At 63.1% G+C, this 12,588-nt stretch carries 11 protein-coding genes; 3 read left to right on the plus strand and 8 right to left on the minus strand.

Annotated features, from left to right (window positions below):
- Positions 1-209 precede the first annotated feature (209 nt).
- Positions 210-848, minus strand: coding sequence for a 2-dehydro-3-deoxy-phosphogluconate aldolase (locus J5286_RS19165; RefSeq protein ID WP_209191723.1), 639 nt, complete (start codon positions 846-848; stop codon positions 210-212).
- A gap of 154 nt (positions 849-1,002) precedes the next feature.
- Here J5286_RS19165 and J5286_RS19170 point away from each other — a divergent pair, with 154 nt between their 5' ends.
- The 3 genes from J5286_RS19170 to trhO are packed head-to-tail and all read left to right on the plus strand — an operon-like array spanning position 1,003 to position 3,372.
- A complete protein-coding gene (locus J5286_RS19170; RefSeq protein WP_112982625.1) occupies positions 1,003-1,491 on the plus strand; it encodes a CYTH domain-containing protein in 489 nt (162 codons plus the stop codon).
- Positions 1,469-2,377: a CHAD domain-containing protein gene (locus J5286_RS19175; RefSeq protein WP_026283626.1), complete on the plus strand. Its 909-nt coding sequence runs from the start codon at positions 1,469-1,471 to the stop codon at positions 2,375-2,377. Before J5286_RS19170 ends, J5286_RS19175 begins: the two co-directional genes overlap by 23 nt.
- Positions 2,378-2,436: 59 nt before the next feature.
- The gene (gene trhO / locus J5286_RS19180) at positions 2,437-3,372 is read left to right on the plus strand and encodes an oxygen-dependent tRNA uridine(34) hydroxylase TrhO (RefSeq protein ID WP_209191731.1); all 936 of its coding nucleotides are present in this window, start codon (positions 2,437-2,439) and stop codon (positions 3,370-3,372) included.
- Positions 3,373-3,402: 30 nt separating this feature from the next.
- Here the strand turns inward: trhO and J5286_RS19185 are convergent, their stop codons facing one another.
- The 7 genes from J5286_RS19185 to J5286_RS19215 form a co-directional block, all read right to left on the minus strand.
- Positions 3,403-5,613: a bifunctional diguanylate cyclase/phosphodiesterase gene (locus tag J5286_RS19185; RefSeq protein WP_209191724.1), complete on the minus strand. Its 2,211-nt coding sequence runs from the start codon at positions 5,611-5,613 to the stop codon at positions 3,403-3,405.
- Positions 5,614-5,776: 163 nt separating this feature from the next.
- Positions 5,777-6,316, minus strand: a complete 540-nt coding sequence (locus tag J5286_RS19190; protein ID WP_209191725.1) for an NADPH-dependent FMN reductase — start codon at positions 6,314-6,316, stop codon at positions 5,777-5,779.
- 94 nt (positions 6,317-6,410) lie between these two features.
- Positions 6,411-7,187, minus strand: coding sequence for a MetQ/NlpA family ABC transporter substrate-binding protein (locus J5286_RS19195; protein WP_209191726.1), 777 nt, complete (start codon positions 7,185-7,187; stop codon positions 6,411-6,413).
- Between the two features lie 40 nt (positions 7,188-7,227).
- A complete protein-coding gene (locus tag J5286_RS19200; protein ID WP_018901958.1) occupies positions 7,228-7,896 on the minus strand; it encodes a methionine ABC transporter permease in 669 nt (222 codons plus the stop codon).
- Positions 7,886-8,917 carry a methionine ABC transporter ATP-binding protein gene (locus J5286_RS19205; RefSeq protein WP_209191732.1) on the minus strand — a complete coding sequence of 344 codons (1,032 nt, stop codon included), beginning with the start codon at positions 8,915-8,917 and terminating at the stop codon, positions 7,886-7,888. Before J5286_RS19205 ends, J5286_RS19200 begins: the two co-directional genes overlap by 11 nt.
- Before the next feature lie 365 nt (positions 8,918-9,282).
- Positions 9,283-10,686 carry a GH1 family beta-glucosidase gene (locus J5286_RS19210; protein ID WP_245206299.1) on the minus strand — a complete coding sequence of 468 codons (1,404 nt, stop codon included), beginning with the start codon at positions 10,684-10,686 and terminating at the stop codon, positions 9,283-9,285.
- Between the two features lie 113 nt (positions 10,687-10,799).
- The gene (locus tag J5286_RS19215) at positions 10,800-12,398 is read right to left on the minus strand and encodes an ABC-F family ATP-binding cassette domain-containing protein (protein WP_209191727.1); all 1,599 of its coding nucleotides are present in this window, start codon (positions 12,396-12,398) and stop codon (positions 10,800-10,802) included.
- Positions 12,399-12,588 lie beyond the last annotated feature (190 nt).

The raw sequence follows: 12,588 nt of genomic DNA on the forward strand, positions 1-12,588 counted from the left end.
TAGGAGCGGCGATGGGGGATTGCAAATAACGGGTGCGTTAGGACCCAAACGACAATAGTGCGTGTGGCAAAGACCCCTTCCGGCCTGCCGGCCACCTTCCCCACAAGGGGGAAGGAGACTCGTGGCGGCGCCCCAGCTAAGCCCCTCCCCCTTGTGGGGAGGGGTTGGGGAGGGGTCTTCGCCACAAGCGAGAGCCCCAGAAAGCCGCCTCAGCCCTTCAGCGCAGCCGCCTCGGCAGCGAGCTTGGTGATGCCGGCCCAGTCGCCCGAAGCGATCAGTTCCTTCGGCGCGACCCAGGAGCCGCCGACGCAGATGACGTTGGGCAGCGACAGGTAATCCATCGCGTTCTTCAGCGAGATGCCGCCGGTCGGGCAAAACAGGGTGCCAGCGAGCGGCGAGGAGAACGCCTTCAGCATGGCAGCGCCACCGGCCTGTTCGGCCGGGAAGAACTTCAGCACCTGATAGCCTTCTTCGCGCAGCGCCATGACTTCGCTGGCGGTCGCGGCACCCGGCAGAAGCGGCACGGAAGAATCGCGCGCCGCGTCGAGCAGTTCCTGCGTGGTGCCGGGGCTGACGATGAACTTGGAGCCGGCGGCAACCGCGGCTTCCCAATGCTTGGCACTGAGAATGGTGCCGGCGCCGACCTCGGCACCCTCGACCTCGTCGGCCACGGCGCGAACCGTGTCCAGCGCTGCAGGCGTGCGCATGGTGATTTCGATCGCCTTCAGACCACCCGCGACCAGCGCGCGCGCCAGCGAAACGCCCGACTTAACGTCGTCGACGATCAGAACCGGCACGACGGGCTGCAGTTTCAGGATGGAAAGGAGTTTCTCTGTCTTTTCGCCCATGGCCGTGGTTCCTTTGAAACGATTTAATTCCGGCAACGGAATAGACCTACCGCTAAAGTTTGTCGAGACCGCAACCATCTTTGGAACGGAATGGGTATCAACCTCAGCTAAATTGCGCTAGCGTACCCGCCGTCGTCAAAGAGGTTCATCGGTCATGGCAAAAGAGATCGAGCGGAAGTTCCTGGTACGCAGCGATGGCTGGCGCTCCGGCGCGGAAACGAAGTCTGTCCTCAGACAGGGCTATATCGCGTCTATGGACGATCGCTCGGTACGGGTGCGCATCATCGACAGGAAGAGCGCGCGGCTGACCACCAAGATCGGCCGCAGCAAGATGACCCGCGACGAATTCGAATATGAAATCCCGGTTACCGACGCCGAAGAGCTGCTTGGTGCGGCGATCGGCATCGTCATCGAAAAGACCCGCTACCGCGTGCCCTATGAGGGCTACGTCTGGGAGGTCGACGTTTTCGCCGGCCAGCATCGCGGCCTCGTCATCGCCGAGGTCGAGATGGGGTCGGAAGCCGAACGGCCGGCGCTTCCCGCCTGGCTCGGCCGCGAGGTCACCGGCGATTTCAGATACTCAAATCAGGCATTGGCAACCGAATTTGAGCACGACCGGCATGCCCTTCAGCATACGGCCTGACCGGTCCTTCAAATCACAGTTTCACAAGCTCGCGCGACGCCAGCTGCGCCATGCGATCGATGTGCTCGAAACGCGGCCTCAAGGCACGGACCACGCGATCCATGAGGCACGCAAACGGCTGAAGCGGGTGCGCTCGCTCTACCGCCTGGTCGCGAGCGCCGTGCCGAAATTTTCCGCACGCGAGAACATCAGGCTGCGCGGCATCGCCCGCTCGCTGTCCTCCCTGCGTGATGCGGCGGCCCTCGTCGAGACAGCCACCTATCTGCACGAACGCGCCCGCGACAGCGACGAGGCCGAGGCGCTCGGCCGCATCGTCGTGGCGCTCACCGCCCGGCGCGACCGGCTGATCGCCGCAAGGCGCGATCCCGAAAAGGTGGTCTCCGACACCATCTCGGCGCTGAAGCGGGCGATCGCGGCCGTTCAGGACGTCAACCTGAAGGGCGGCCACCGCCGACATGGGCGGCTTCTGGCGCATGGGTGGGACACGACAGTCCGCAAGGCGCGCAAGGCGCTCGCCGCCTGCGAAGGGCATGTCTCGGCCGAAGCCTTTCACACGCTGCGCAAGCGCACGCAGGATTACCGCGCCTATCACAAGCTGCTCAATCCGCTCTGGCCGACCGCCATGAACGCCAAATACGATGCGGCGAGCACGCTGGTCGACCTGCTCGGGCGCATCAACGATCTCGAACTGCTGTGCGAACTGGTCGAGACCGAGCATCACCATTTCGAAAATGCCGACGACCTCGCGCACCTGCTCTATGCCATCATCTTCCACCAGCAGCAGGGCCGCCACGATGCGCTGGATCGCGCCGAGACCATCTTCGGCCCGGATGCGGATGACGAGGCGATGCGCATCGAGATGCTCTGGATCGCCTTTGGCGGCTGAATATCAGCCGCACCTTCGGGCGATTGCGCTTGCGCTCTGAAAGCTGTATTTCCAGCCGCATGACCGACACATCGACCCAACAGGCGACGAGCCCTTTCCTCGTCGCGGCCCTTTATCATTTCGTTTCCGTGCCGCACTTCGAAAGCCTGCGCGCGCCGCTGCAACAGCTGTGCGAGGATAATGGCGTCAAGGGCACGCTGCTGCTCGCCCATGAGGGCATCAACGGCACGATCGCCGGCCCGGATGCGGGGATCGCGACGGTGCTTGGCCATCTGCGCGCCATGCCGGAATTCGCACGCCTCGAGCACAAGGAAAGCCGCGCCTCGAAAATGCCTTTCGTGCGCATGAAGGTGAAGCTGAAGAAAGAGATCGTGACGATGGGCGTCGAGAACATCGACCCCAACAAGATCGTGGGCACCTATGTCGCGCCGAAGGATTGGAACGCGCTGATCTCCGATCCCGATACGATCGTCATCGACACCCGCAATGATTACGAGACGGCGATCGGCATCTTCAAGGGCGCGGTCGACCCGAACACCAAGACCTTCCGCGAATTTCCGGACTGGGTGAAGAACAACACCGGCCTGCACAACAAGCCGAAGATCGCCATGTACTGCACCGGCGGCATACGCTGCGAGAAGGCCACCGCCTTCATGAAGGAGCAGGGCTTCGACGAGGTCTACCACCTCAAGGGCGGCATCCTGAAATATCTCGAGGAAGTGCCGCAGGAAGAGAGCCTGTGGGAAGGCGCCTGCTTCGTCTTCGACGAGCGCGTTTCGGTCGAGCACGGCTTGAAGGAGGGCGACCACAAGCTCTGCCACGCCTGCCGCAATCCGATCACCGCGGAAGAAATCACCTCGGAGAAATACGAGGAAGGCGTGTCCTGCAGCCATTGCTACGGCAGCCGCACCGAGGAAGACCGGCTGCGCTACCGCCAGCGCCAGCTGCAGATCGCGCTCGCCAAGAAACGCGGCCAGAAGCACATCGGCACCTGAGATCGTCCAAGGGGCGGTATAGGGACTTGATCAGGCGGCGCTGACACGCCGTCCGCTGGTCTTGCGTGCCCGCGCATCCATCAGCCGCTCGGTGATATCCTCGGCGGAGACGGGCTTGCTGAAGTAGAAGCCCTGCAGCGTATCGCAACCGAACTGCGAGGCGATATCCGCCTGCTCCGGCGTCTCGATGCCTTCGGCGGTGACGGGGATATCGAGCGAGCTCGCAAGCGCCACGGTTGCCTTCAGCATCTCGCGCTGGCTCTCGCTGTGCTCGATATCCATGATCAGCGAACGGTCGATCTTGATGCGGTCGAAGCCGAACTGGCGGAGATAGCCGATCGACGAGAAGCCCGAGCCGAAATCGTCGAGCGCGATCTTCACACCCAGCGTCTTCAGCTGCTCGATCGCCTGGCGCGTCCGCTTCGGGTTCTGGATCATGTAACCCTCGGTCACCTCCAGCGTCACCCGCTTGGCCTCGATCTCCGTCTGGCGCAGCACGTAGCGCACATAGTCGGTAAAGGCGGGGTTGCGGAACTGGCCGGGCGAAACGTTGACGGCGATCCTGAGCTCCGGCCATTGCTTGGCCGTCTCGCAGGCCTTGCGCAGCACGAAGAGGCCGAGCGCCTCGATGAGGCCGCTGGTCTCGGCAACCGGGATGAACACATCGGGTGACACCGGCCCATGGCCCGGCCGGTTCCAGCGCACCAGGGCTTCCACGCCGACCATATCGTTGCTGTCGGCTCCGATCAGCGGCTGGTAGGCAAGCGTCAGATCGCCGCCTTCGATCGCCTGGCGCAGATCGAGCTCCAGCGCGTTGCGCTCCTCGCGATCGGCATCCATGGCGGGATCGTAGAGCGTCATGCGGGCGCGGCCGGCTTCCTTGGCCTTGTACATGGCCAGATCCGCACGCCGCACCAGCTCCTCGCGATCGACGCTGCCCGCGGGCGAAACCGCGATGCCGATGCTGGCGCCGATGACGACCACGCGCCGGCCGATTTCCAGCGGTTCGGCCAGGAAGTCGAGAATATGCTCGGAGAGCTGCAATGCAGCCGCGTCCCCCTGCTGTGATGCAAAGACGATGGCGAACTCGTCGCCGCCGATGCGGGCAAGCACCGCGCCATCGGGGATCAGCACCTTCAGCCCGGCCGCGACCGCCCGGATCAGCTGGTCGCCGGTGCCGTGACCGTAGGAATCGTTGACTTCCTTGAACCCATCGAGGTCGAGATAGAGAAGCTGGACATTATCCTGAGACTGCCTGGCGAGCGTCACCATCGCATCGACGGAGACGCGCAGGCCGTCGCGGTTCAGAAGTCCGCTCAGCCGGTCGCGCAGCGCATCCTCGCGCGCGATGATCTCCTCGCTCTTCAGCCTGCGCCCGGCCAGCCAGCCGATGATCAGCAGCACGACGAAGAATAGGCCGACAAGGCAGATCGCCCGCACCACCTGGCTGCGCACATCGGCATAGCCGACATCGCCAGGCGCGCGCGAGGTCCAGATCAGCTTGCCGAGCGACGCGCCAAGCGCATCCTCGATCGGCACGGAATATGTGGCAGCCTGATCCGCGCCAACGAGCCGCAGCCCGCCGATGACATAGGTCTTGCCGATCTCATCGATCTTGGCGGCGTCGAGATGACGAATGAAGATGAGATAGCGGTGCTTGCCGGGCGCGATCGCGAGCGCACCGGATTTTTCGCGCACCAGTGCCACGCCGCCGACGGCAATGCCCGACTTCGTGCTGATGAAGCCGGACGCCTCGGGAAGTTCCTGCGCGCCGGCGGCCTTAACCTTGTCGAACAGCGCCCAGAGCGCCGGCGAGAAGAAATCCTGCAAACTGTCGGCCATCGGCTTGCCGTCGCGATAGACCATGATCGGCTTCTTGTCGTCGTCGATCACGATTGCCATGTCGAACAGCGCGCTGTTGACGGACATCTCGCCATAGTTCGACACGGTCCAGTCCATGCCGCCGGTGGCGTAGACATTCGTCGCGGCATCGTCCCATGCGGCATAATCGTTTAAGGTGGCGCCGAGCTGCGCGACAAAATTCTGCAGCGCGCCGGAGACGGTTTCGCGCGAGCGCTCGTCATCGAGTACGTTGGATTTCTGCGCCACGTGATCGAGCGCATTCAGCACCATCATAGTGACCACAGCGACGACGACGGCAAACGAAAATAGAACGCCGGCCACGGTTGCGTGGCGACCAGCTCCCAGAATCGCGCTTCGTTTGCTGAAGATCGACGGCATTCATTCTCCCTGTCGGCAAATACTGACGGGAAGCCTTCAAAAAACGGTTAAAACGCGATTGAACGATTAAGCACTCTCGCATCTGCGGCACGAACGCAAGATCGACAAAAATCATTTTATTTCAATCGGTTAAAGTTATTAAAATATACTTATAAAGCATATCCTAACGAACGTGCGTGCAGAATTTTGCAAGCGCGTTCAAAATAACGCCGTCTCGCACGGCCGCATCGAGAACCGCCGTCTGCGCCGCATCGTCCTTCCCGAGCAGCCCGATCCGCAGATGCGCCTCCTCGACGATGTCGAACGACATGGTCTTCAGGACCTCGGTCAACTGGCCGAGCGCGAAGTCGCCGCGATGCGATGCATGCGCGATCATCACAGGCTTGAACGGTACTTCGTCGCGCGACACCAGCCAGTCCAGCGCGTTCTTCAGCCCGCCCGGCAGCCCATGGGCATATTCGGGACAGGCAACGATGACGCCATCGGCGGCACGCATCTTCGCCCCCAGCCGCTCGACGATATCAGGCGTGTTTTCGCCCTCGCGATCGGGATTGAAGATCGGCAGATCGCCGATGAGATCGCAGATCTCGATCGTCACGTCATCAGGCGCGTGATCGCACAAAGCCTCCAGCAGCCGGCGATTGGTCGAGACCTTCCGCTGGCTGCCGCAGAGCGCATAGAGAAAGAGCGGTTTGACGTCCATGCCACTGGTCTATGCCATCAGACGATTCGCCCCAACGAAAAAGCGGCCCGGCAAGGCCGGACCGCTTCATCTCGGATAAGGATAAGACCACGTCTTACCAGGACGGGATCAGCGCACCCTTGAACTGTTCGTTGATGAACTTGCGGATGCTTTCGTCGTGGTAGGATTCGACCAGCGTCTTGGCCCACGGTGCGTCCTTGTCGGCGGTGCGGACAACGATCACGTTGGCGTAAGGCGACTTTTCGCTCTCGATGGCGATGGCGTCGGTCTTCGGGTGCAGGCCGGCTTCCATGGCGTAGTTGGTGTTGATGACGGCGGCATCGACGTCATCGAGCGAGCGCGGCAGCTGCGCGGCGTCGATTTCGGCAAACTCGATCTTCTTCGGGTTCTCGATGATGTCGGCGACGGTGACCTTGACACCAGGATTGTCCTTGAACTTGATCAGGCCCTTCGAGGCGAGAACGAGCAGCGCGCGGCCGCCATTGGTCGGGTCGTTCGGGATGGCGACGGTGGCGCCTTCCTTCAGCTCGTCGAGGCTCTTCACCTTCTTGGAATAGACGCCCATCGGGGTGGTGATCGTCGTGCCGATGCTGACGAGATCGAACTTGCGGTCGGCGATCTGGTTGTCGAGGTAGGGCTGGTGCTGGAACGAGTTGGCCTGGATATCGCCATCGTTGAGCGCCTGGTTCGGCACGACATAGTCGGAGAACTCGACGATCTCGATGTTGAGGCCCTTGGTCTTGGCGATCTCGGCGACCTTTTCCATGATCTGCGCGTGCTCGCCCGGCGTGACGCCGACCTTGATGTCTTCGGCCAGTGCCGAGCCGGCTGCAAAGGCAGCGAGCGCGGCTGCGATGATGAACTTCTTCATGGGTGTCTCCTGTGTTGAATTATGGTTTGTTGTTAAAGGGTCAGTTTTTCCGGTTGCGCTTATCGAAGCGGCGGGCAAGCCCGTCGCCGGCGCTCTGGACGAGCTGCACGAGAACGATCAGCACGATCACGACAATCACCATCATCTCGGGATTGAAGCGCTGGTAGCCGTAGCGGATGCCAAGATCGCCCAGCCCGCCGCCGCCGACGGCGCCGACCATGGCGGAGTAGCCGATCAGGCTGACGATGGTCATTGTCAGCGCCATCAGGATGCTCGGCCGGGCCTCTGGCAAAAGCACCTTGAAGACGATCTGGAACGGCGTGGCGCCCATGGCGCGGGCAGCCTCGATCAGCCCCTTGTCGATTTCGCGGATGGCGGATTCGACCAGTCGGGCGAAGAAGGGAATGGTGGCGATGGTGAGCGGCACGATCGCCGCCCAGGTGCCGATCGACGTGCCCGTCAAAAGACGCGTCAGGGGCACGATGGCGACGACGAGGATGATGAACGGCGTCGAGCGCGCGGCGTTGACGACGAGCCCGAGCACGCGGTTGGTCTTCGGCGCCGGAAACAGCTCGCCCTTGCCCGAGGTGGCCAGGAACACGCCGATCGGCAGGCCGATGATCGAGCCGACGATGCCGGCGACGAACACCATCTGCAGGGTCTGCATCAGCGCCTTGGAGAGGAGATTATAGATCATATCAGGCGACATAACCGAGCACCTCCGTCTTGAGACCGGTCTCCGCATAGAAGCGGTCGGCGCGCGCGATCACTTCAGGATCGGCCGAATAGGAAACGACGAGCGAACCGAAGGGCTCTCCGCCGATCTCCTCGATCGCGCCTGCGAGAATATTGACGTCGGAACCAAGCTCCGCGACCAGCCGGCCCGTGAGCGGCTTGAAGGCGGTTTCGCCGAAGAACACCAGCCGCACCAGCGCCCGGTCGCCCGAAGACGGCTGCGCCTTGATGCCCGAACGCAGCCATTCCGGCAGCTTCAGCGCCGAGGCAAGCAGCGTGCGCGTCGTCTGATGCTGCGGGTTGGTGTAGACGTCGAAGGTCCGTCCGGCCTCGACGATCTTACCGGCATCGATCACCGCGACGTGGCTGGCGATGGTCTTCACCACCTCCATCTCGTGGGTGATGAGGAGAACGGTGAGCCCGAGTTCGGCATTGATCCGCTTCAGGAGTTCCAGGATCGACTGCGTCGTTTCCGGATCGAGAGCCGAGGTCGCTTCGTCGGAAAGCAGCAGCTTCGGATCGGTCGCCAAAGCGCGGGCGATGCCGACGCGCTGCTTCTGGCCACCCGATAGCTCCGAGGGATAGTTGCCCGCCTTGTCGCCGAGACCGACCAGATCGAGCAGCGGCCCGACCTTGGCGCGGATCGTCTGCCTGTCGACACCCGCGATCTCCAGCGGCAGCGCCACATTGTCGAAGGCGGTGCGCGAGGAAAGCAGGTTGAAGTGCTGGAAGATCATGCCGACCTGGCGGCGCAGGCCGCGAAGCCCCTCTTCGCTGAGCGCGCCGACATCCACGCCATCGACGAGCACCTTGCCCGAGGTTGCCGTCTCCAGCCCGTTGACCATGCGGATCAGCGTCGACTTGCCGGCGCCTGAACGGCCGATGATGCCGGTGATGGCGCCGCGCGCAACGGTGAGATCGACCTTTTCGACCGCGGTGAAACCGCCCTCGCCTGATGGCCCGTAGCGCTTGCCGGCGCCCTGAAAGGCGACCATCGGGATCGCCCCCGCCGCGCCCTCTGGCTCTCGCCCGGAATGGCCGCCGGACGCGCCCTGGGCAGCGTCTTGTTGGGCCTGGTGTTGGAGTGTCATTTCATGCTCGCGTATGTTGGTCTTCAAAAACTGGCGGTTCTATAACCGCTATCGCGCCGATTAGCCAATCGGGCGGCACATTCGAAGACAATCGCGGGTGCGAGACATGGACGCGGCTTTCGTTGCGGACGGGAAGGAAAGACGTTTCGCCTTTCCTGTTGTTGCAACTTATGCCGCCAGTGGTTGAAACCGGACAGGGATGTTTTTTTATTTGTGCGATGCGGCAGGAAAAAATCTACCTGCCGCATAGACAATTAGCCCGAGGGCAATCAGGCGCTCTTGTGGTTCCCCTTCGGAAACTGCGCGGCGAGCTCCGAATACCACTTGCCGCTCGTCTTCACCGTGCGGACCTGTGTGTCGTAATCGACATGCACGAGGCCGAAGCGCATGCGATAGCCTTCCGCCCATTCGAAATTGTCCATCAGGCTCCAGGCGAAATAGCCGCGCATCGGATAGCCGTCCTTGATGAGATCGGCGACGACATCGAGGTGCTGGATGTAATAATCGAGCCGCATCGCGTCCTTGACCGCACCCGCTTCGATGCCGGTGTTGTCGCAGGCGCCGTTCTCGGTGATGTAGCACTCCGGCAGATCGTAGCGGCGGTAGAGATCTTCCACCACATGCTTCAGCGCCGGCGCATAGACCTCCCAGCCGATATCGGTCTTGACGTCGCTGACGCGGGGCGCCTCGACCGTCCAGGGGAAATCGCCGGTCTTCTTGGGATCGTCGGCGACGCGCAGCGGCGTGTAATAGTTGAGGCCCCACCAGTCGAGCTTCTGGCTGATAACAGCAAGATCACCCTCCTCGACGACAGGCATGCGGTCGCCGAGCGCTTCCAGGAACTCCTTCGGATATTCGCCCTTGAAGACGGGATCGAAGAAGGCGCCGTTGTGGAACTGGTGCGCCCGCTCGCCGGCAGCCTGGTCGGCAGCACTGTCGGAACCCGGGATGACCGACATGGCGTTCAGCACGAGGCCAACGGGCACGTTCGGCGCTTCCGAGCGGATCGCCTCGACGCCGAGGCCGTGCGCGAGGTTCATGTAGTGCATGGCGTGAAGTGCCGCCTGCATGTTGCGCTCGCCCGGCGCATGGATACCGTAGAGGTGGCTGAGCCAGACGATGCACCACGGCTCGTTGAAGGTCGCGACGCTATCCAGACGATCGCCGAGGCGCGCCATCACCGTCTTGGCGTAGCGCTGATAGGCATAGGCCGTCGACCGCGCCGTCCAGCCACCATCGCCGGCCAAGAGCAGCGGCAGGTCCCAGTGATAGAGCGTCGCGAAGGTCTTGATACCTCGCGCCTTGCAGCCATCGACGAGGCGATCGTAGAAATCGAGCCCCTTCTCGTTCACCGGCCCGGTGCCATCAGGGATGATGCGCGGCCAGGCGATCGAGAAGCGATAGGCCTCGACGCCGAGCGACTTGATGAGATCGAGATCCTCGTCGAGGCGGTTATAGTGATCGCAGGCGACGTCGCCATTGTCGCGATTGAAGACCCGGCCCGGCATGTTGCAGAAGGCATCCCAGATCGATGGCTTGCGCCCATCGGCCTTCGAAGCGCCCTCGATCTGGAAAGCGGCCGTCGCCACGCCAAAGGTGAAATCGCCGGGGAAGCGGGCGGCCAGGGCCTTCGCATCAATCTTCGCGGCGGGGGTCTTCGCATCAATCGTCAAACTGAAATCCTCCAAACTCGGCCGGCGGCTGCGTCGCGCTTCCGGCTGTCCTCTACTCTACGTATAGGTTTGAAATGTCAAATCTGTAACGTTGCAGATGAATACGCCCGCTCTCAGAGCACATCCTCTCCCGATGGCAGCAACAGCCGCCGTGTGATCCCGATCCGCTCGAGAAACACCGCATCGTGACTGACGACGAGGAGCGCCCCGTCATAGGCGGCAAGCCCCGCCTCCACGGCGGCGATGGAATCGATGTCGAGATGGTTGGTCGGCTCATCGAGGACCAGCAGCGGCGGCGGCTCCGCACCTCCAAGCACGCAAGCCAAGCCGGCGCGCAGCAACTGCCCGCCGCTCAGCGTCGAAACCTGCTGAAGGGCGGCATCGGCGCGGAACATGAACCGCGCCAGCGCTGCGCGGCAGGCATTCTCGTTCGCACCGGGATTGAGCCTGCGGAAGTTCTCGGCAATCGACAGCGACCGGTCGAGCAGGCTGACGCTCTGGTCGAACACGGCAAGGCGCACGGGCACCGAGACCGTCCCCGCCCAGGGCGCGATCCGCCCGGTGACGAGCGACAGCAGCGTCGTCTTGCCCGAACCATTCGGCCCCTCGACCGCCACCCGCTCCGGCCCTGTGATTGCAAAGGAGAGATCGGTGATCACGGGTTGATCCGGCTCGTATCCAGCCGTCACGCCATCGAGCCGCAACACCACCCGCGACGCGGGCAGATGCGTCGACGCCAGCTTCGCGGAAAACGGCTGTAGGATCTCGATGCGCTCGCGCGCCGCACTGGCATCCTCCATCGCCTCCTCGCGCCGCTTCTCGCCGAGCCGGACCTTGTCGCCCCTAGTGTTTTCCGCCGCCCGCTTCAGGCCGCCGGCGACGATACGGGGCATATCGCCCCGCGCCGCCTTCTTGGCGCCCACCTTGTCGCTGCGCGCCTGCCGCTCGGCCGAGAGTTGCGCGCTGCGGGCGACATCCGCCACCCGCTTTTCGGCATCCGCAAGGTCGTGTTCGGCCGCCGCAAGCTCGACCGCCTTGCGCGCCTGAAACGCGCTCCAATTGCCGCCATAGCGCCTGGCGCCCAGCGTCGTCAGCTCAACGATCGCATCCATCCGTTCGAGCAGCACACGATCATGGCTGACCACAAGCGCCCCGCCCCGCCAGCTCTCGATGAGAGCTATCACCGCCTCGCGGCCATCGCGATCGAGATTGTTCGTCGGCTCATCGAGGATGAGGAAATCCGGTTCGCTGAAGATCAACGCCGCCAACCCGACACGGGTGCGCTGGCCGCCCGAGAGCGAGGTGAGCAGCGTATCGGGCTCGGCTGAGAAGCCCATCCGCTCGAGCGCATCGGCAAGCCGGACCTCGAGCGTCCAGTCGGCGGAAGCGACCTCCTCGGCCGACGCCTCGCCGGCCACGGCGCGCGCGACAATATCGAGGGCTTCGCGGACACCGAAGAGATCGGCGACCGTGGCCTCGGCATCGACCTGCACCGTCTGGCGCAGGACACCGAGACGCCCGCTGACGGCGACGTTGCCGGATTGCGGCGCGAGATCAACGGTGATCAGCCTCAGAAGCGTCGTCTTGCCGACGCCATTGCGGCCGACCAGCCCGGCGCGTTCGGCCCCGAAGCTCAGATCGAGATTGGAAAAAAGCGGCCGCCCGTCAGGCGTGGACCACGAAAGATTGGAAAGGGTAATGGATGCAGGCATGGACATGGGTTTCCCGTATGGCAAGGCAAAGCGGCATTGCGATCGGGTTGAAATCCATGGTGCACCGTCCTGTTGGTATTGCGGATGGCTGCAATCTAGGCAGGTGGTGAGGTGAAATCAAGGCGGGGTGGGGTGTAAAGACCGCTCCCCAGCCTTTCATAACAAGTCCCCTCCCCAACCCCTCATGGAA

The sequence above is a fragment of the Rhizobium sp. 16-488-2b genome, assembly GCF_017741815.1.
Classification (GTDB): Bacteria; Pseudomonadota; Alphaproteobacteria; order Rhizobiales; family Rhizobiaceae; genus Rhizobium.